Source organism: Arthrobacter sp. ISL-72 (assembly GCF_018613755.1).
Taxonomy (GTDB): domain Bacteria; phylum Actinomycetota; class Actinomycetes; order Actinomycetales; family Micrococcaceae; genus Arthrobacter.
Genome location: NZ_JAGGPP010000008.1, coordinates 450830 through 469125, shown reverse-complemented (window position 1 = coordinate 469125; position 18296 = coordinate 450830). Strand labels below are relative to the sequence as shown.

20 protein-coding genes are annotated in these 18296 nt (G+C 66.1%); 14 read left to right on the top strand and 6 right to left on the bottom strand.

Going from position 1 to position 18296, the window contains the following annotated elements:
* Positions 1-44: 44 nt before the first annotated feature.
* Positions 45-572 (bottom strand): gamma carbonic anhydrase family protein, encoded by a 528-nt coding sequence (locus J7I92_RS10160; protein WP_214840046.1) that lies wholly within the window; start codon positions 570-572, stop codon positions 45-47.
* A gap of 131 nt (positions 573-703) precedes the next feature.
* Here J7I92_RS10160 and J7I92_RS10155 point away from each other — a divergent pair, with 131 nt between their 5' ends.
* Positions 704-1276 carry a DUF2231 domain-containing protein gene (locus J7I92_RS10155; protein ID WP_214840044.1) on the top strand — a complete coding sequence of 191 codons (573 nt, stop codon included), beginning with the start codon at positions 704-706 and terminating at the stop codon, positions 1274-1276.
* 20 nt (positions 1277-1296) lie between these two features.
* On the opposite strand, the gene J7I92_RS10150 is transcribed toward J7I92_RS10155, so the two are convergent.
* The gene (locus J7I92_RS10150; RefSeq protein WP_214840042.1) at positions 1297-1968 is read right to left on the bottom strand and encodes a class I SAM-dependent methyltransferase; all 672 of its coding nucleotides are present in this window, start codon (positions 1966-1968) and stop codon (positions 1297-1299) included.
* Between the two features lie 27 nt (positions 1969-1995).
* The gene (purU, locus tag J7I92_RS10145) at positions 1996-2868 is read right to left on the bottom strand and encodes a formyltetrahydrofolate deformylase (protein ID WP_214840040.1); all 873 of its coding nucleotides are present in this window, start codon (positions 2866-2868) and stop codon (positions 1996-1998) included.
* 275 nt (positions 2869-3143) lie between these two features.
* Between purU and glyA the strand changes: the two genes are divergently transcribed.
* The 13 genes from glyA to J7I92_RS10080 all read left to right on the top strand — a co-directional run bounded on the left by glyA (position 3144) and on the right by J7I92_RS10080 (position 14829).
* Positions 3144-4451 carry a serine hydroxymethyltransferase gene (glyA, locus tag J7I92_RS10140; RefSeq protein WP_311380241.1) on the top strand — a complete coding sequence of 436 codons (1308 nt, stop codon included), beginning with the start codon at positions 3144-3146 and terminating at the stop codon, positions 4449-4451.
* An 8-nt stretch (positions 4452-4459) separates the two neighbouring features.
* Entirely contained in the window at positions 4460-5371 is a 912-nt protein-coding gene (locus J7I92_RS10135) for a bifunctional methylenetetrahydrofolate dehydrogenase/methenyltetrahydrofolate cyclohydrolase (protein ID WP_214840038.1), read from the top strand.
* Between the two features lie 102 nt (positions 5372-5473).
* Positions 5474-6625 carry a sensor histidine kinase gene (locus J7I92_RS10130; RefSeq protein WP_214840035.1) on the top strand — a complete coding sequence of 384 codons (1152 nt, stop codon included), beginning with the start codon at positions 5474-5476 and terminating at the stop codon, positions 6623-6625.
* Entirely contained in the window at positions 6622-7287 is a 666-nt protein-coding gene (locus tag J7I92_RS10125) for a response regulator transcription factor (RefSeq protein WP_214840033.1), read from the top strand. The genes J7I92_RS10130 and J7I92_RS10125 overlap by 4 nt, the downstream gene beginning before the upstream one ends.
* 133 nt (positions 7288-7420) lie before the next feature.
* Complete coding sequence (locus J7I92_RS10120) at positions 7421-7675, top strand: SHOCT domain-containing protein (protein WP_214840030.1); 255 nt, start codon at positions 7421-7423, stop codon at positions 7673-7675.
* A gap of 198 nt (positions 7676-7873) precedes the next feature.
* Positions 7874-8797: an ABC transporter ATP-binding protein gene (locus tag J7I92_RS10115; RefSeq protein ID WP_214840200.1), complete on the top strand. Its 924-nt coding sequence runs from the start codon at positions 7874-7876 to the stop codon at positions 8795-8797.
* A complete protein-coding gene (locus J7I92_RS10110) occupies positions 8790-9617 on the top strand; it encodes an ABC transporter permease (protein WP_214840028.1) in 828 nt (275 codons plus the stop codon). Before J7I92_RS10115 ends, J7I92_RS10110 begins: the two co-directional genes overlap by 8 nt.
* On the top strand, positions 9614-10447 hold the full coding sequence (locus tag J7I92_RS10105) for an ABC transporter permease (protein WP_214840026.1): 834 nt from the start codon (positions 9614-9616) through the stop codon (positions 10445-10447). Before J7I92_RS10110 ends, J7I92_RS10105 begins: the two co-directional genes overlap by 4 nt.
* A 72-nt stretch (positions 10448-10519) precedes the next feature.
* On the top strand, positions 10520-11083 hold the full coding sequence (locus J7I92_RS10100) for a hypothetical protein (protein ID WP_214840024.1): 564 nt from the start codon (positions 10520-10522) through the stop codon (positions 11081-11083).
* 10 nt (positions 11084-11093) lie between these two features.
* On the top strand, positions 11094-11927 hold the full coding sequence (locus J7I92_RS10095) for an exodeoxyribonuclease III (RefSeq protein WP_214840022.1): 834 nt from the start codon (positions 11094-11096) through the stop codon (positions 11925-11927).
* 17 nt (positions 11928-11944) lie between these two features.
* Positions 11945-13045: a tryptophan--tRNA ligase gene (trpS, locus tag J7I92_RS10090; RefSeq protein ID WP_214840019.1), complete on the top strand. Its 1101-nt coding sequence runs from the start codon at positions 11945-11947 to the stop codon at positions 13043-13045.
* Between the two features lie 142 nt (positions 13046-13187).
* On the top strand, positions 13188-13730 hold the full coding sequence (locus J7I92_RS10085) for a 2'-5' RNA ligase family protein (protein ID WP_251039773.1): 543 nt from the start codon (positions 13188-13190) through the stop codon (positions 13728-13730).
* Positions 13681-14829, top strand: coding sequence for a YihY/virulence factor BrkB family protein (locus J7I92_RS10080; RefSeq protein ID WP_214840016.1), 1149 nt, complete (start codon positions 13681-13683; stop codon positions 14827-14829). The genes J7I92_RS10085 and J7I92_RS10080 overlap by 50 nt, the downstream gene beginning before the upstream one ends.
* Here the strand turns inward: J7I92_RS10080 and J7I92_RS10075 are convergent.
* The 3 genes from J7I92_RS10075 to sdhA form a co-directional block, all read right to left on the bottom strand.
* Positions 14786-15556, bottom strand: a complete 771-nt coding sequence (locus J7I92_RS10075) for a S9 family peptidase (RefSeq protein WP_214840014.1) — start codon at positions 15554-15556, stop codon at positions 14786-14788. The two genes, J7I92_RS10080 and J7I92_RS10075, sit on opposite strands and share 44 nt — an antisense overlap.
* 117 nt (positions 15557-15673) lie before the next feature.
* Entirely contained in the window at positions 15674-16456 is a 783-nt protein-coding gene (locus J7I92_RS10070; protein ID WP_214840012.1) for a succinate dehydrogenase iron-sulfur subunit, read from the bottom strand.
* Position 16457: 1 nt separating this feature from the next.
* Positions 16458-18257, bottom strand: a complete 1800-nt coding sequence (gene sdhA / locus J7I92_RS10065) for a succinate dehydrogenase flavoprotein subunit (RefSeq protein ID WP_214840010.1) — start codon at positions 18255-18257, stop codon at positions 16458-16460.
* Positions 18258-18296 lie beyond the last annotated feature (39 nt).

Here is an 18296-nt window from a genome sequence, read left to right as displayed (position 1 = left end):
GTGTCCCAGGACCGTTACGGCGTCTTGGCGCCGAACGCGGGTCCTCAGCCTGGACTGCCGTGCATCTCCCGGTGCGCCTGCGCCAGCTCGCGGTAGTGCGCAGCGTTGCGCTTCACGCCGTCGAACTCTTCATCGGTGAGTTCACGGCGCACTTTCGCCGGGACGCCCGCCACCAGGGAACGGGGCGGAATGACGGTGCCTTCGAGCACCACGGCGCCGGCCGCCACCAGCGAGCCGGCGCCGATCACGGCACCGTTCAGGATGGTCGCGCTCATGCCGATCAGGCAGTCGTCCTCCACCGTGCAGCCGTGGACGACGGCGCTGTGCCCCACACTGACGCGCGCCCCGACGCTGCAGGGGAAGCCGGGGTCCGCGTGCAGCACCACGTTGTCCTGCAGGTTGCTGCCGATGCCGACAGTGATGGCGGCGGTGTCGGCGCGGACCGAGACGCCGTAGAACGCGCTGGCGTCCTCGGCAAGGGTGGCGTTACCGATCACGGACGCGCTGGGGGCGACGAAGACTGAAGGGTGGACGTCCGGGCTGGTGCCGGCAAAAGGATAGAGAGGAGCCATGAGCCCAGCCTAGGACACAGCCGGCCGCATGCCCTGGAAACGGGCTCCGGGATCGGGTTCCACGGCCTCCGGCCCTGGAAACGGACTTTGTGCCTAGTGACGCCGCTGCCCGGGCTCACTAGCATGGGCCCATGGGACTGCGTTCATTGGCACTGCCCGGCCTCAACCTACGCAAGGACACCGGGGGCGGGTCCAGCGTGTTCCGCCGGCAGATGCACCGCCTCGAGCGGCTGGAAGCCCTGGATGCGGCGGTCCGCGTCGCTGAACCGCGGGCCCGCCGCCTGGTCGAAAACGGTCGCCTCCGACGTATCCTGCACGGTGATGCAACCGGCATACCGCTGCACATCATCCTCACCGATGTGCCCTTCGGCGCGTGGTTCATGGCCGTGTACCTCGACCTGTTTGCGGATCCAGGGACGCAGCGGGCGGCCACCCGGCTGGTGGGTCTTGGTGTTATATCCGCCGCGCCCACCGCACTGACAGGGTGGGCCGAATGGGCGTTGGCCGCCCATCCCACGAAGCGGGTGGGCATCGTCCATGCCGGGTTGAACGCCGTGTCCGTGCTGATCTTCGCGGCATCGCTGGCAGCACGGCTCCGGGACCGCCACAAGCTGGGCGTCCGGCTGGCGCGGGTGGGGGCGGTCCTGCTGGTCGCCGGAGGCTTCCTGGGCGGCTACATGGCAAGGGACCGCAGGGGCAGCTAGCCGCACCTATCTTCCCCAACCTAGGTGTGCTGGGCTCTGGGAGTGCGGAGGACCAGGAACTGGTAGTGCTGGGTCCAGCGGCCGGCGCCCGGCCCGGATTCCGCGCCGGTGCCCTCCGGCCACGTGATGAATTCATCGATCTCCCCGTGCCTGCCGAAGATCCGCCGGAGCGCAGCATCGCTGCGCCGGCTGAAAAAGCGCTGCGGCTGGATCACGTCTTCGGGGTTGAGCACCTCTTCGTCGTCCCCGGACCAAAGTCCGACGGCGATCGGCGCGCCCGGCGCGGCGACCCGCGCGAGTTCGCGTACGACGTCGTCAATGTCGCTGTTGGGGATGTGCAGCAGAGTGCTCATGGTCCACACCGCCGGGAAGGCCCCGTCGGCGAAGGGCAGGCTGCGGGCGCTTGCCACCGAGACGTTGAGCCCCTTGGCCGTTGCAATCCGAACCTGCTCTTCGGACAGGTCAACGCCCGTGTAATGGATGCCGGCCTGGACGAACTTCAGCCCGTCGAGACCCGGGCCTGAGCCGATCTCGAGCACCGCATGCCGGCCCTCCGCCTTCAACCGGGCAATGAACTTCTCCCGCTGCTCCACACGCTGGTGGGTCAGCGGATGCACGGGATGAAGGACAGCGCGCTGGTTGTAGAACGCGGCCAGTCTGTCTTCGCCACTGTGCTCCTCCAGCGAATTCATTGCGGCACCTGCGAAGCCATCAGGCCCCTAGTTGAAGACGACCGTGCGGTTTCCATCCAGCAGCACCCGGTGCTCGGCGTGCCACTGGACGGCCTGGGCCAGGGTGCGGCCTTCCACGTCGCGGCCCATCTGCACAAACTGCTCGGCGGTGCGCCGGTGGTCCACGCGGATGACTTCCTGCTCGATGATCGGCCCCTCGTCCAGGGCGGCCGTGACGTAGTGTGCGGTGGCACCGATCAGCTTCACGCCGCGGGCATGGGCCTGGTGGTACGGCTTCGCACCCTTGAAGGACGGCAGGAAGGAGTGGTGGATATTGATGGCCTTGCCGGTGAGCTCGGTGCACAGCTCGTTGGACAGAATCTGCATGTAGCGGGCCAGGACGGTCAGCTCGATGTCCTCCTCGGCAATGATCTTCCGCAGCTGGTCCTCGGCCCGGACCTTGGTGTCCGCAGTGACGGGGATGTAGTGGAAGGGGATGCCGTAGAACTCCGCGAGTCCGGCCAGGTCCTGGTGGTTGGAGACAATGGCCGGGATCTCGATGGGCAGGGTGCCGGAGCGCTGCAGGAACAGCAGGTCGTTGAGGCAGTGGGCGGATTTGCTGGCCATCAGCAGGGTGCGGACCTTCCGGCCGGCGGGATTCAGGCTCCACTGCATGCCGAAGGCCGCGGTCACCGGCTCCAGCGCACTGTGGACGTCGGCCCGGGACGCGCCCGTGGTTACTTCAACGCGCATGAAGAACGTTCCCGTGGCTTCGCTGCCGTATTGCTGGGAGTCGGTAATGTTGCAGCCGGCCACGAGCAGTGCTCCCGCGACGGCGTGCACGATGCCGGGCCGGTCCGGGCAGGAAAGGGTCAGTACGTAGCCTGCGTTCTGCTGGCGGTTTTGCTGGTCTTCAGTCACGCACACCAGCCTACCCGCGCCGTGGCCCGTGCTTTGATACTCTTAACCGGTCGCAACTGGCGTTGGATGGCTAACCATCAGGGAGCGGCACTGACGAAGACCACGGATCGTACGCCTGGGCCGAGGGTCATGTTTTGCCGGCCGGCAGTTTAACAACTGCCGACCCACCGCGCTGTCCTGCCCGCAACCACGGGCCTGCCTGTAACCAAGGGGCGGAGCAGCGTCACAGCCGGTAGCCTGACCTTAGCAGCGCCCATCCTAGCCAGGAGTTCTTCGTGACTACTTCACCGACTTCCGTCAGCACTTCCTCCACCGTCAGTAACCTGCCGCTGGCTGAGCTCGACCCCGAGATCGCCGCCGTACTGGACCAGGAGCTTGGCCGCCAGCGCGGCACCCTGGAAATGATCGCCTCCGAAAACTTCGCCCCGCGCGCTGTCATGGAAGCCCAGGGCTCCGTCCTGACCAACAAGTACGCCGAGGGTTACCCGGGCCGCCGCTACTACGGCGGCTGCGAATACGTCGACATCGCCGAGCAGTTGGCCATTGACCGCGTCAAGGAACTGTTCGGCGCCGAGTACGCCAACGTCCAGCCGCACTCAGGTGCCCAGGCCAACGCCGCAGCGCTGTCCGCCATGATCACGCCCGGCGACAAAATCCTGGGCCTGTCCCTGGCCCACGGCGGCCACCTGACCCACGGCATGAAGCTCAACTTCTCCGGCAAGCTCTACAAGGTGGCTGCCTACCAGGTGGAGCAGGACAACTTCCGCGTGGACATGGACAAGCTCCGCGAGCAGGCCATCGCCGAGAAGCCCCAGGTGATCATCGCCGGCTGGTCCGCCTACCCGCGCCACCTCGACTTCGCGGCCTTCCGCTCCATCGCTGACGAAGTCGGCGCCCTCCTCTGGACCGACATGGCGCACTTCGCCGGCCTCGTGGCCGCAGGCCTGCACCCGAGCCCGGTGCCGCACTCCGACGTCGTCACCTCCACCGTGCACAAGACCCTCGCCGGTCCTCGCTCCGGTGTGATCCTGGCCAAGCAGGAGTGGGCCAAGAAGCTCAACTCCAACGTCTTCCCGGGCCAGCAGGGCGGCCCGCTGATGCACGTCATCGCAGCCAAGGCCGTGGCCTTCAAGATCGCCGGCAGCGAGGAATTCAAGGAGCGCCAGGAGCGCGTCCTCGAAGGCGCCAAGATCATCGCGGACCGCCTGAACCAGGCCGACGTCGCTGAAGCCGGCGTCTCGGTCCTCACCGGCGGCACCGACGTGCACCTGGTCCTGGTGGACCTGCGCAACTCCCAGCTGGACGGCCAGCAGGCCGAGGACCTCCTGCACTCCGTGGGCATCACCGTGAACCGCAACGCCGTGCCGTTCGACCCCCGCCCGCCGATGGTCACCTCCGGACTGCGCATCGGTACCCCTGCCCTGGCCACCCGCGGCTTCGGCGCCTCGGAATTCACCGAGGTCGCGGACATCATCGCCACCGCCCTGAAGGCCGGCTCCGCGACGGATGTGGAGGCCCTGCAGGCCCGCGTGGACAAGCTCGCCGCCGACTTCCCGCTGTACCCGCAGCACGAGCAGTGGTGAACCCGTCTATGGCGCAGACCGCGAAGATCCTTGACGGCAAGGCAGCCTCTGCCGCCATCAAGTCCGAGCTGGTCGAGCGTGTCGCGGCGCTGAAGGCCCGCGGCGTCACTCCGGGCATTGCCACCGTGCTCGTGGGCGCGGACCCCGCCTCGCAGCTGTACGTGTCCATGAAGCACAAGCAGTCCGTGGAGATCGGGATGAACTCGATCCAACGGGAGCTCCCGGCGGACGCCACCCAGGCCCAGGTCGAGGCCCTCATTGACGATCTCAATGCGGACCCCGCCTGCCACGGGTACATCGTGCAGCTGCCGCTGCCCAAGCATCTGGACACGCACGCCATCCTCGAGCGGATCGACCCCGCCAAGGATGCAGACGGCCTGCACCCGACCAACCTTGGCCGGCTGGTGCTCAACGTCAACGACGAGATCACCTCGCCGCTGCCGTGCACGCCCCGCGGCGTCATCGAACTCCTGGAGCGCAACGGCTACAGCCTCTCTGGCAAGCACGTCGTGGTGGTCGGCCGCGGCGTCACGATCGGCCGCTCGATCGGCCTGCTGCTCACCCGGCGGGCCGTGAACGCCACGGTGACTCTGACGCATACCGGAACCGAGAACCTCTCGGAGCTGCTGCGGCAGGCGGACGTCATTGTGGGCGCGGCGGGTGCCAAGCACATCGTCAAGGCTGCAGACGTCAAGCCGGGCGCGGCAGTGATCGACGTCGGTGTCACCCGTGAAACCGACCCCGAGACGGGCAAAAGCAGGGTCCACGGCGACATCGATCCCGCCGCTGCCGAGGTGGCCGGCTGGATTTCGCCGAACCCAGGCGGCGTCGGTCCCATGACCGTGGCGCTGCTCATGACCAATGTGGTGGAAGCCGCGGAACGCCAACTGGCGTCGGAAAGCCGCGCCGGCAGGGCCTGATTTCGCGGACCCGATCGCCGTAGGGCGCCTACTCCGGAAGGAGTAGGCGCCCTACGCCGTTAAGCCGACGACGCGGGGCGGCTCCACGGCTAGGCTCGGAGTATGCCGCGCCGATTCCAAGGTCCTCCCACCGCCTTCGTGGTGGCGGCGGTGGCGGTGGTCCAGGTGGTTGGCACGCTGTTTGCCTCCGCGCGGCAGCCGGACCACCCGCCCTTGGACGCGCTGGCCTTTGCGCTGCTCCTGGCCGGTCCGGCGGCGTTGTCCCTGCGGCGAAGGGCCCCCGGGATCATGCTGCCGATCGCTGCCGCCGCAACCCTCCTATACCTGGCCTCCGACTACCCCTGGGGCCCCGTTCCGCTGTCCCTCGCACTTGCCATCATCTTCTCGGCCGCCGCCGGCCGGCGCTGGCAAACGTGGACAGTGGTGGCGGCCTGCGCCGCTGCCCTGGTGGGCTACTTCGTGGCCACCGGCGACGAGGGTGCACTGATCCGTGCCGTGGCGGGAACGTCGTGGCTGGTGATCCTGGTGCTGCTGGGGGAGGGCGCCAGGCTTCGCCGTGAACGGGCGGCCGAAAGGCGCCGCCAGCAGGAGTCCCGGGAGCAGGCCGCGCGGGACGAATACCGCCTCGCCCTGGCCCGTGACATTCACGACGTCGTGGCGCACTCCTTGTCCATGATCAACGTCCGGGCGTCCGTGGCACTGCATCTGGGGAACCGGGATCCGGAGCAATTCCGCCCTGCCCTCGAAGCCATCAAGGCGGCAAGCAAGGAGTCCCTGGACGAGGTCCGCCAGTTGCTGGGTGTCCTCCGGGACGACGTCCCGCTGCGTCCGGCCGAAGGGCCGGGACTGCGGAAACTTCCCGGGCTGGCCGAGAACGCGCGCCGGACCGGCCTGGACGTGGGGCTGGATGTCAGGCTGCCGAAATCCTCCCGGCAGCCTGGCGCAGCCGTGCAGGAGGCTGCCTACCGGATCGTCCAGGAGGCGCTCACCAACGTGGTCAGGCACGCCGGTGCCAGCCGGGCCGCCGTCGTGCTTGACATTCCGGAAGACGGCCCGGACGCCGGCCGCCTGACCGTTACGGTCGACGACGACGGCCGCGGCGCCGCCGGCGCGCCGGAGGGCAACGGCCTTACCGGGATGCGTGAACGGGCAGCGGCGCTGGGCGGCACGGTCCGGTACCTGCCCCTGGACCCGGGGTGGCGGGTCCAGGCGGTCCTGCCGCTGGACGGCACTGCGGAGGGGGAGCAGCCGTGATCCGCATCCTGATCGCCGATGACCAGACGCTCATCCGCGCCGGATTCCGCGCACTCCTGGACGCCGAACCGGACATGGAAGTCGTGGCCGAATGCGGCACCGGGTCCGACGCAGTCCGGCTCGCGGCACGGGAAAAGCCCGACGTCGTCCTGATGGACATCCGCATGCCGCAGGGCAACGGACTGGAAGCCACGCGGCTGATCCTGGCCGATCCTTCCCTGCCCGGAACCAGGGTCATCATCCTCACCACCTTCGAACTGGACGAGTACATCGCCGAGGCCGTGCGCGCGGGCGCCGCCGGTTTCCTGGTCAAGGACACCGAACCGGAGGAACTGCTCCGCGCGGTGCGCGTGGTGCACGACGGCGACGCCCTCCTGTCGCCGTCGGTGACCCGCCGGATCATGGCGCAGCTGGCCGTGCAGTCCCGTGCCGCCGGCCAGCCGAAGTCCCTCGGCGCGGTCACCGACCGTGAGAAGGAAGTGCTCCGGCTGGTGGGGGAGGGACTGAACAACGCCGAGATCGCCGGTCGCCTTTTCATCACTCCGCTGACGGCCAAGACCCACGTTTCGCGGATCATGGCCAAGCTGCAGGTCCGTGACCGCGCCCAGCTGGTAGTGCTGGCGTATGAATCCGGCCTGGTGCGTCCCGGCTGGAGCAGCTGACCCCGCCTGCCTGCCTCCCCGGGGAGTAGGGGTGACGGCGCAAGTGCCTCCCGCCGTCGGACGACGCCAATCGGACCGGAAACCAGACTTGAAGCAGAGCCGAAGGACGGCTCGTTGAGAGTTTGGAGCTGACATGTTGACAGCAATAGGCACGGTCGGACCGTGGTACGACGGCGGTTTGCCGCCCTGGTTCCTGCTGTTTCCGCTGTTCTGGATCCTGGTCATCGGCCTGTTCATCTTCATCGCGCGGCGCACGTGGCGGACCAACCACCGGTGGGCGGCGCGGCAGGGCGGTGAGGGAGTGCTGAGGGAACGTTACGCCCGCGGGGAAATCGACGAAACGGAGTTCCGCCAGCGCCTGCACGTCCTCCGCGGAGAGGAAAAGTAGGACGCGTCCCGGCGACCCTTGAGAGGGGCGCCGGCTCCGCGTTCGCTTGGTGCCGGCCGGACCAAATCGAATGGATTTTTTGAGATCCGGCTCTTTCTTTGTTCGAACGTGAGTACTACCGTGGTGTGGGTGCCTGAACTTGTGTCCAATGAAGAACTGTCCAGCAAACAAACCAGCACCCAGAGCCAGGGCGAACAGATGCAGTACGTCATCACCGCCGAAAACCTCACCAAGACTTATGGCGATGTGATCGCCGTGGACGGCATTTCGTTCAGTGTTCCCGCCGGGGAGGCTTTCGGCCTGCTGGGTCCGAACGGGGCGGGCAAGTCCACCACCATGAAGATGATCGGCGGGGTCTCTCAGCGCACCTCCGGAAGCCTGTCCATCATGGGGCTGGATCCGGAAAGCCACGGGCCGGAGGTCCGCGCCCACCTGGGCGTCGTGCCGCAGCAGGACAACCTCGACGAAGAGCTCAAGGTCCGCGACAACCTGCTGGTCTACGGCCGGTACTTCGGGCTGCCCATGAGCTACCTGCGGCCCAAGGCGGACGAGCTGCTGGAGTTCGCCCAGCTGACGGACAAGGCCAAGTCCAAGGTGGACGCACTCTCCGGCGGCATGAAGCGCCGGCTGACCATTGCGCGCTCGCTGATCAACGAACCCCGCATCCTGCTGCTGGACGAGCCCACCACCGGCCTTGACCCGCAGGCCCGGCACATCCTCTGGGACAGGCTGTTCCGGCTCAAGGAACAAGGCGTCACGCTCATCCTGACCACGCACTACATGGACGAGGCCGAACAGCTGTGCGACCGACTGATCGTGGTGGACAAGGGGCGGATCATGGCCGAGGGGTCACCTGCCAGCCTGATCCGGGAGTACTCCACCCGTGAAGTCCTGGAGCTGCGCTTCGGCTCGGAACGCAATGCCACCATCGGTGCCGAACTCGAGGGCATCGGCGAACGGCTGGAAACCCTGCCGGACAGGGTGCTGATCTACGCCCACGACGGCGAGGCCGCCCTGGAGCAGGTCTCTGCCCGCGGACTGCGTCCGCTCACTTCCCTTGTGCGCAGGTCCTCGCTGGAGGACGTCTTCCTCCGCCTCACCGGTAGGAGCCTCGTTGACTGAGCAGCGTGCCCACCCGCCGGCTGTGTCCGCTGCCCGTGCGCGCCGGTGGGGCTCCTTCTACTACGCGGAGCAGGTCCTCCGGGTCATGAAGGGCTACGGCTGGACCATCGTCATGTACGGCGTAGGCCAGCCGGTGGCCTACCTGTTCGCCATGGGCGTTGGCCTGGCCACGCTGGTGGACACGAACAGCGAAGCAGCCTTCGGCGGTGTCAGCTACCTTGCCTTCATCGCTCCCGCCCTGCTGATCTCGGCGGCCGTTATGACCGCAGCCAACGAATTCACGTTCCCCGTGATGGACGGTTTCAAGTGGCGGCGCGTGTACTACGGCCCGCATGCTTCCCCGCTCACCCCGGAACAGATCGCCACCGGCCACATTATGGCGGTGACCCTGCGGTTCCTGCTTCAGTCGGCCATTTACTTCGTGGTGGTGGCCCTCTTCGGCGCGTCTCCGAGCGGCTGGGGCTGGGTGTCCGTCCTGGTGGCCACCCTCGCAGGGCTCTCGTTCGGCCTGCCGCTTATGGCCTACGCCGCCTCCATCAAGGAGGACAAGGGCCAGTTCGCCATGGTGATGAGGTTCATCGTGATGCCGCTGTTCCTGTTCTCGGGCACCTTCTTCCCGCTCGACACCCTGCCGCTTGTGGTGCGGTGGATCGGCTGGATCTCCCCGATCTGGCACGGCACCGAACTGGGCCGGGTCTTCAGCTACGGCTATGAGGAGTCCCCGCTGCTGACCATCCTGCACATCGTGTTCCTGGTGGGCCTGGCCGTGGTGGGCTGGGTGCTCACCAAGCGGCAGTTCGTGCGGAGGCTGGGGCAATGAGCACACTCACCGAAGGCCACAGCGTCACGGAGGCGGCGCGGAACCGCCGCTTCGGGCCGATGTACTCGCGTAACGTCAAGGCGGTCATTGCCCGCGGGCTGATGGCCACCAAGAGCAGCAACTGGATGGTGATGCTTTCGGGCTTCTTCGAGCCGGTGCTCTACCTGATCTCGATGGGCGTGGGCCTGGGGGCAATCGTCGGTGCCGTGGAGGGTCCCGGCGGCCAGGAAATCAGCTACGCCGCGTACATCGCACCGGCGCTCCTGGCCGTCTCAGCCATGAACGGCGCCATCTACGACTCCACCTGGAACGTCTTCTTCAAGATGAACTTCGCCAAGCTGTACCAGGGCATGCTCTACACCTCCCTGGGTCCGCTGGACGTTGCCATGGGCGAGATCTTCCTTGCACTGCTGCGCGGGCTGCTGTACGCCACCGGCTTCACCGCCGTGATGGGTCTCATGGGGCTCATCACCACTCCGTGGGCCATCCTCATGATTCCGGCCTCGGTGCTGATCGCCTTCGGTTTCGCCAGCTTCGGCATGGGGATCACCAGCTTCATGAAGACTTTCCAGCAGATGGACTGGATCAATTTCGTGATGCTTCCCATGTTCCTTTTCAGCGCCACGTTCTACCCGCTCAGTGTGTATCCCCAGTACATCCAGTGGTTCATCCAGGCGATGCCGCTGTGGCACGGGGTGGAGCTGCTCCGGCAGATCAGCGTGCGCACATTCAGTCCCGCCACCGCGATCCACATCGGGTACTACCTGGTGATGATCGTGCTCGGGGTCCTGCTCACGGCCGGGCGCCTGCGGAAGCTGTTCCTGAAGTAGCTGTCCTGCAGTAACGTTCGCCCGGGGTGGAAGCGTCCATTCCCACTCCCGGGGGTTTGAGACAATGGGGGCATGCGATCTTTGGGTAACCCTCACTCTGCGTCCAACCCGGCCAAGGGCGGGTTCTCCATGCTCCGTATCAGCGGCCCCGGAATGATGGTGTTTGTCATCGCCTTCGTGGTGGCCGTCGTCTTTGCGGCCAACCAGAACGACGTCGTCGGCTGGGTTGTGGCGGTCATTGCCGGGTTCTGGCTCGCGCTGGCGGCGTTCGTCGTCTTCAGCATCCAGAAGGCGGCCAGAAAGGCGACCGCAAAACTTAACGATGCACAGAACGCCTTCAACGCTGCCACCGGCCGCGCGCCGTCGTCCGGCAGCGCGGACCACGGGGGGACCCGGCTGGTGAAATCCCGCAGCGAGGCGGATGAAGTCCGCGACCTGAAACTGGACCACTCCTTCAAGATCGTCCAGGTCCAGGTGCGCGTCGTCGAGCAGGAGCGGGCCAAGGGTGACGCTGCGGACCAGGACACCATCCACCGTGCCCTGGAGACCATCGAAATCACCGCCACCAACGCCAGGGACATGATCAAGTCCTCCGGTGGTGCCGACGAGCCCGTCAGCGGAACCATCATCGACTAGAGTGGAGCGGGTGAGCTCGGCATTGAAGAAGGACCACCTTCGCATCGCATCAGTCAACGTGAACGGCCTCCGTGCCGCCTACAAGAACGGTATGGCGGAGTGGCTTGAACCCCGCGAGGTGGACATCCTCTGCCTGCAGGAGGTCCGGGCTCCCGACGCGATTGTCCGTCAGCTCCTGGGCGACGGCTGGTTTATCCTGCACGAGGAAGCCGAAGCCAAAGGGCGTGCGGGCGTGGCCATTGCCTCCCGCGAAGAGCCGCTGGCCACGCGGTCACATATCGGCGATGACTACTTCGCCACCGCCGGCCGCTGGGTCGAGGCGGACTTCCGGGTCAGGGACTCCGCCGGTGCCGCAGCCCAGCTGACTGTGGCAAGCGCCTATGTCCACTCCGGCGAGGCCGGAACCCCGAAGCAGGACGACAAGTTCCGCTTCCTGGACGTTATGGCCACCCGCCTCCCGGAGCTGTCGAAACACAGCGACCACGCCCTGGTGGTGGGCGACCTGAACGTCGGCCACACGGAACTGGATATCAAGAACTGGAAGGGCAACGTCAAGCGTGCCGGCTTCCTGCCCGAGGAACGTGCGTACTTTGACCGGTTCTTCGGCGAAGAAATCGGATGGAGGGATGTCCACAGGGGCCTGGCCGGAAACGTCAACGGCCCCTACACCTGGTGGTCCCAGCGCGGCAAGGCCTTCGACACCGACACAGGCTGGCGCATCGACTACCACATGGCCACCCCGGCACTCGCCTCCGCCGCCATTTCGGCCGTGGTGGACCGGGCACCGTCATGGGACACCCGCTTCTCCGACCACGCACCGCTGGTAGTGGACTACCAGCTCTAGATTTAAGGTTTCCACGAATGACTTCCTCTTCAACCGTGACTGACGCCGGCGTGTCAGCCGCTGCCTCCGTTTCCGCAGTCGTCGGGACAACGGAGGGCGCCCGCCACCGGGTCCTCTCCGGCATGCAGCCCTCCGCGGACTCGCTCCACCTCGGCAACTACCTGGGCGCCCTGGTGAACTGGGTGAAGATGCAGGAAGAATACGACGCCGTCTTCTTCATCCCGGACCTGCACGCCATCACGGTCCCACAGGATCCCGCCGAGCTCGCACGGCGCACCAGGATCACAGCCGCCCAGTACATTGCCGGTGGCGTCGACGTCGAAAAGTGCACCCTGTTCGTGCAGTCCCAGGTGCCGGAACATGCGCAGCTGGCCTGGGTGCTGAACTGCATCACCGGGTTCGGCGAGGCATCACGCATGACCCAGTTCAAGGACAAATCCCTCCGCCACGGTTCCGACCAGGCAAGCGTCGGGCTGTTCACGTACCCGATCCTGCAGGCGGCGGACATCCTGCTGTACCAGCCGCAGGGCGTTCCCGTGGGCGAGGACCAGCGCCAGCACGTTGAACTCAGCCGTGACCTCGCAAACCGGTTCAATTCGCGCTTTGGCCACACCTTCACGGTTCCGGAGCCCTTCATCCAGAAGAGCGCCGCCAAGATTTACGACCTGCAGAACCCGACGGCCAAGATGTCGAAATCCGCAGAGTCGCCGGCCGGGCTGATCAACCTACTGGACGACCCGAAGCAGATAGCCAAGCGGATCAAGTCGGCCGTGACGGACGCCGAGACGGAAATCCGGTTCGACCGCGAATCCAAGCCCGGCGTTTCGAACCTCCTGACCATCTACTCGGCGATCACCGGCCAGACGGTCGAAGCGATCGTCGCCGCTTATGAGGGCAAGATGTACGGTCACCTCAAGGTTGATCTGGCAGAGGTGGTCACCGAGCGGCTGACCCCGATCCGGGACCGCGCCAACGAGCTTCTGGCCGACCCCGCCGAATTGGACAGGCTCCTCGCACACGGTGCGGACAAGGCGCGCGATATTGCCTCCGCCACCCTGCGGGACGTGTACGCAAAGGTGGGGTTCCTTCCCTACGCCGGCAGCCAGGGAGTCCACTAGCCCTATGTCATCCGTCAGCAAAGTCACCGACAATGAAAACGTCCGCTCCGCCTACCGCGGCGGGGGAACCTTCGTTGAGGCCGATGACGCTGCCGTGGGCCGCGGTACCGCCCCAAGCGACCGGCAGGTCCGCACTGACGGAATGAGCGTCGGCGTCATCCTGGGATTCCCGCCGGACATTGCCGCGGAGCTGCAGCGCTGGCGGGCATCGTTCGGCGACCCCATGGCCGGTGTCATCCCCGCACACATCACCCTGGTGACCACCACGCCCACCTTGGACTGGGAAGCCACGCGCAGCCACGTCCGCGAAGTGGCCCGCCGGCAGGAGCCGTTCACGGTGACCATCTCCGGGACCGGCTCCTTCCGGCCGGTCTCGCCGGTGGTCTTCCTCAACGTCGAAGAGGGCTTTGAACACTGCGTGAACCTCCACGAACAGCTGCAGACTGGGCCCCTTGAACGGGACCTGCCGTTTGCGTACCACCCGCATGTCACCATTGCCCACGACGTGGCACCGGAAAGCCTGGACGAGGCCGAAACGGTGCTGAAGGATTACCGCGTCACGTTCCCGGTGGTTAGCATGGGGCTGTACGAGCACGACATCAACGGCATTTGGCAGCTACGGGAAGAGCTCGATTTTGGCATCGAAACTGACCACGAGCGAGGCACGTCCGGCGACGGGGACTGAACCTCCGCTTCCCACTGAGCGCGACCGGCTAAAGCTGGAAGTAAGCCGGAAGAAGGTCGAGTGGAGCAAGGTCCGCCGCTCCGGCGGCGGCGCCGTGCCCGGGCTTCTGGCCATGTTCCAGTGGCTTCTTGCCCGCGTGAATGCCTTCCGTCCCGTGCGGGCGTTCCAGCACTACAACCTGCAACACGGGCCGCTAATGGCCGCCGGCATCGGCTTCAACATGTTCTTCTCCATCACCGGCCTGCTGACCACCGGCTTTTCGGTGGCGGGGCTGCTGCTGCGCGGGCAGCCGTCGCTCCTTGACCGGATCGTCAGCAGTGTCGCGGCAAATGCTCCGGGGCTGGTGCAGGTGGACGGCGGCGAAGGCCTGGTCAATCCGCAGGACCTGCTGAACCCCGACGGCCTCGGCTGGACCGCGGTAATTGCCGCCGTGGTCACCGTTGTGACCTCCCTGCGCTGGATGGCCGGCGTCCGCGAAGGCCTTCGGGGCGTGCAGCGGGTTGGCCCGCTGAGGATGAACCCGGTGGTCCAGAAACTCCGCGACGCCGGGACGTTGCTGCTGCTGGGCGTTGCGCTGGTGCTCAGCGCCGGCGCCTCCCTGATTTTCGGTACCGCGGCCGGGTGGGTCACAGAGCAGCTGCAGCTGGACCCCGTGGTGGCCTGGCCGCTGACAACCTCCATCAAGGTGGGCGTGCCGCTGGCGCTGGGCTGGATGACCGCCTTCATCATGTTCCGGCTCGCAGCCGGACTGAAACTTACCCGGCAGGCCCTGCTGGAGGGAACCATCCTGTCCGCAGTGGGAACCACCGTGTTGCAGATCTTCAGCACGGAGCTGCTCGCCAACGCCGGCCGCAACCCGATCCTGGCGCCGTTCGCGATCATCATCGGGCTGCTCATCTGGTTTAACCTCGTCAGCCAGGTCTACCTGGTTGCAGGGGCCTGGTCCGCAGTCCGGGAGGAAGACCTGAAGAACGCCCCGGCCGCCAAGGTGACCGGCTGGGGCGCCCGCCAGGTCCAGCCCGGAAAGACGCCGGTGGAACGGGACCGGACGTCCGCTACCGTCCGGCGTCGAGGTACTGATCGGCCCACGCGGAAATAATCAGCGCCGCGCGGGCGGCCTGGCCCTTGCCGGTCAGCAGGTGGTCGCTGCCTTCCAGCGAGACGAAGCTGCGCGGGTGCCGCGCCGTCTGGAAGATGGTGCTGGCGTTCTCGATCCCCACCGTGTTGTCCGTGGGGGAGTGCAGCACCATCAGCGGTTTGTGCAGCTGTTTGATGCAGTCGGTGAGGTCTGCATTCTCCAGGTCCTCGACGAAATGGCGGCGGATTTCCACGCGCTTGCCCCCCAGGTCCACCTCCGCGCTGCCTTCGCTGAGGATCCGGTCCAGCGCCGAGTCAAAGACATGGGCCACGTGCTTGGGCGAGAACGGCGCTCCCACGGTGGCAACGGCGTCGAGCTCGGGGATGTGCCGGGCCGCGGCCAGGACAGCCGCACCGCCGAACGAATGCCCCACCAGCAGGGACACCGCCTTGCCTTCGGCCCGCATGAACTCCGCAGCCTTCACAGTGTCGGCCACCTTGTGGCTGAATGAGCCCTCGGACCACTGCCCTCCGGAGTCACCGAGGCCCACATTGTCAAAGCGCAGCATGCCCACGCCGTTGTCCGCCAGCGCCTTGCACATCCGGGACGCGGCGGGGCCGTCCTTGCCCAGGGTGAACCCGTGCGAAAAGACACCCCAGCCCTTCACTGTGCCTTCCGGGACGTCGATGATGCCGGAGAGGAGCTCGCCGGTGGATCCTTCGAATCTGACTTTTTCGGAGCGGGACAATTGCGTCCCCTTTCGTTGTGGCCATCAGTTTGTTAAACAACGACGGCGCCGCTCACCGTACGTTCCCGTACGTGGTGAGTGACGCCGTCGGCCGTTACGTCCGTTGGTGAACGGTAACTAGATCTTGCGGGAGAGGATTGCCTGCTTGACCTCGGCGATTGCCTGGGTCACCTGGATGCCGCGGGGGCATGCTTCGGAGCAGTTGAAGGTGGTGCGGCAGCGCCACACGCCTTCCTTGTCATTGAGGATCTCCAGGCGCATGTCGCCGGCGTCATCACGGGAATCGAAGATGAAGCGGTGGGCGTTCACGATCGCTGCCGGGCCGAAGTACTGGCCGTCGGTCCAGAAAACCGGGCAGGAGGACGTGCATGCAGCGCAGAGGATGCACTTGGTGGTGTCGTCGAAGCGCTCACGGTCCTCGGCGGACTGCAGGCGTTCCTTGGTGGGCTCGTGGCCCTTGTTGATCAGGAACGGCATGACCTCGCGGAAGGACTGGAAGAACGGCTCCATGTCCACGATCAGGTCCTTCTCCACCGGCAGGCCCTTGATGGGCTCAACGGTGATGGGCTTGGACGTGTCCAGGTCCTTCAGCAGGGTCTTGCAGGCGAGGCGGTTGCGGCCGTTGATGCGCATGGCATCGGAGCCGCAGACGCCGTGGGCGCACGAGCGGCGGAAGGAGACACTGCCGTCGATTTCCCACTTGACCTTGTGCAGGGCGTCCAGCACGCGGTCGGTGCCGTACATGGTCAGTTTGTAGTCGTCCCAGGTGGCCTCTTCCGAGATCTCCGGGTTGTAGCGGCGCACGCGCAGGGTGACGTCGAACGTGGGGATCTCCCCGCCGCCGCCGACGCCGGCGGGCAGCTCGATCTTGGAGGCTGGTTCAGCGATTTCAGCGCTCATCTTAGTACTTCCTCACCATCGGCTCGTAGCGGGTAAAGACAACCGGTTTGGTGGCCAGGCGGATGCCGGCAACTGATTCAGCCGATCCGTCAGCAGGGGCGTGGTCATCCTTGTACGCCATGGAGTGCTTCATGAATTTTTCGTCGTCGCGGTCCGGGAAGTCCTCGCGGAAGTGGCCGCCGCGGGATTCCTCACGGTGCAGGGCTGCAACCGTCATGACCTTTGCCAGTTCCAGCAGGAAGCCGAGTTCAACGGCCTCGAGCAGGTCCAGGTTGAACCGCTTGCCCTTGTCCTGGACGCTGATGTTCTTGTAACGCGCCTCGAAGGACTCGATGTCCCGCAGGACCTGGTTCAGGGTTTCGGCCGTGCGGAACACCTGCATGTTGGCGTCCATGGTGTCCTGCAGTTCCTTGCGGATCTGGGCCACCTTTTCGGTGCCGGTGCCGTTGCGGGCAATGTCCAGCAGCTCGATCGTGTACGCCTCGGGGTTCTCCGGGAGCTCCACGAAGTTAGCCGTCTTGGCGTATTCCGCGGCTGCGATGCCGGCGCGCTTGCCGAACACGTTGATGTCCAGCAGGGAGTTGGTGCCCAGGCGGTTGGAGCCGTGCACCGAAACGCAGGCAACCTCACCGGCGGCGTACAGCCCCGGCACCACGGTGTCGTTGTCCTGCAGGACCTCGGTGGTGATGTTCGTGGGGATGCCGCCCATGGCGTAGTGCGCCGTCGGGAACACCGGAACAGGCTCCGTGTACGGCTCCACACCCAGGTAGGTGCGGGCGAACTCGGTGATGTCCGGCAGCTTGGCGTCAATGTGCGCCGGCTCAAGGTGGGTCAGGTCAAGAAGGACGTAGTCCTTGTTCGGGCCGCAGCCGCGGCCTTCACGGACTTCGTTGGCCATCGAGCGGGCCACGATGTCGCGGGGCGCGAGGTCCTTGATGGTGGGGGCGTAGCGCTCCATGAAGCGCTCACCTTCCGAGTTGCGGAGGATGGCGCCTTCACCGCGTGCGGCCTCGGAGAGGAGGATGCCGAGGCCGGCCAGGCCGGTCGGGTGGAACTGGAAGAACTCCATGTCCTCCAGCGGAATGCCGCGGCGGAACGCGATGCCCATGCCGTCACCGGTCAGGGTGTGGGCGTTGGACGTGGTCTTGAAGACCTTGCCGGCGCCGCCGGAGGCGAACACTACGGACTTGGCCTGGAACACGTGCAGTTCACCGGACGCGAGGTCGTAGGAGACGACGCCGGCAACACGCTTCTGCTTGTACGGGGTGCCGTCTTCGCGGACGGCGTCTTCCTCGACCGTCAGGAGGTCAAGGACGTAGTACTCGTTGTAGAACTCCACGTTGTGCTTGACGCAGTTTTGGTACAGCGTCTGCAGGATCATGTGGCCCGTGCGGTCCGCTGCATAGCAGGCCCGGCGGACCGGGGCCTTGCCGTGGTCGCGGGTGTGGCCGCCGAAGCGGCGCTGGTCAATGCGTCCTTCCGGCGTGCGGTTGAACGGCAGACCCATCTTTTCGAGGTCGAGAACCGCGTCGATGGCTTCCTTCGCCATAACTTCGGCTGCATCCTGGTCCACCAGGTAGTCGCCACCCTTAATGGTGTCGAAGGTGTGCCACTCCCAGTTGTCTTCCTCGACATTGGCCAGTGCCGCACACATGCCACCCTGCGCCGCACCGGTGTGCGAGCGGGTGGGGTAGAGCTTGGTCAGTACTGCTGTGCGCGCGCGCTGACCGGATTCGATCGCGGCGCGCATGCCAGCGCCACCGGCACCGACGATGACGACGTCGTACTTATGGACCTGCATACCAGACGCTCTTTCTCTCAAAATTCGCTATAAAACCAC

Bases quoted from the DNA above. Each gene is read 5' to 3' on its own strand.
- J7I92_RS10150 (WP_214840042.1), bottom strand. From the start codon at position 1,968: ATGAATTCGCTGGAGGAGCACAGTGGCGAAGACAGACTGGCCGCGTTC.
- J7I92_RS10160 (WP_214840046.1), bottom strand. From the start codon at position 572: ATGGCTCCTCTCTATCCTTTTGCCGGCACCAGCCCGGACGTCCACCCT.
- J7I92_RS10130 (WP_214840035.1), top strand. From the start codon at position 5,474: ATGCCGCGCCGATTCCAAGGTCCTCCCACCGCCTTCGTGGTGGCGGCG.
- J7I92_RS10105 (WP_214840026.1), top strand. From the start codon at position 9,614: ATGAGCACACTCACCGAAGGCCACAGCGTCACGGAGGCGGCGCGGAAC.
- J7I92_RS10120 (WP_214840030.1), top strand. From the start codon at position 7,421: ATGTTGACAGCAATAGGCACGGTCGGACCGTGGTACGACGGCGGTTTG.
- sdhA (WP_214840010.1), bottom strand. From the start codon at position 18,257: ATGCAGGTCCATAAGTACGACGTCGTCATCGTCGGTGCCGGTGGCGCT.
- trpS (WP_214840019.1), top strand. From the start codon at position 11,945: ATGACTTCCTCTTCAACCGTGACTGACGCCGGCGTGTCAGCCGCTGCC.
- J7I92_RS10085 (WP_251039773.1), top strand. From the start codon at position 13,188: ATGAGCGTCGGCGTCATCCTGGGATTCCCGCCGGACATTGCCGCGGAG.
- J7I92_RS10135 (WP_214840038.1), top strand. From the start codon at position 4,460: ATGGCGCAGACCGCGAAGATCCTTGACGGCAAGGCAGCCTCTGCCGCC.
- J7I92_RS10100 (WP_214840024.1), top strand. From the start codon at position 10,520: ATGCGATCTTTGGGTAACCCTCACTCTGCGTCCAACCCGGCCAAGGGC.
- J7I92_RS10115 (WP_214840200.1), top strand. From the start codon at position 7,874: ATGCAGTACGTCATCACCGCCGAAAACCTCACCAAGACTTATGGCGAT.
- J7I92_RS10070 (WP_214840012.1), bottom strand. From the start codon at position 16,456: ATGAGCGCTGAAATCGCTGAACCAGCCTCCAAGATCGAGCTGCCCGCC.
- J7I92_RS10155 (WP_214840044.1), top strand. From the start codon at position 704: ATGGGACTGCGTTCATTGGCACTGCCCGGCCTCAACCTACGCAAGGAC.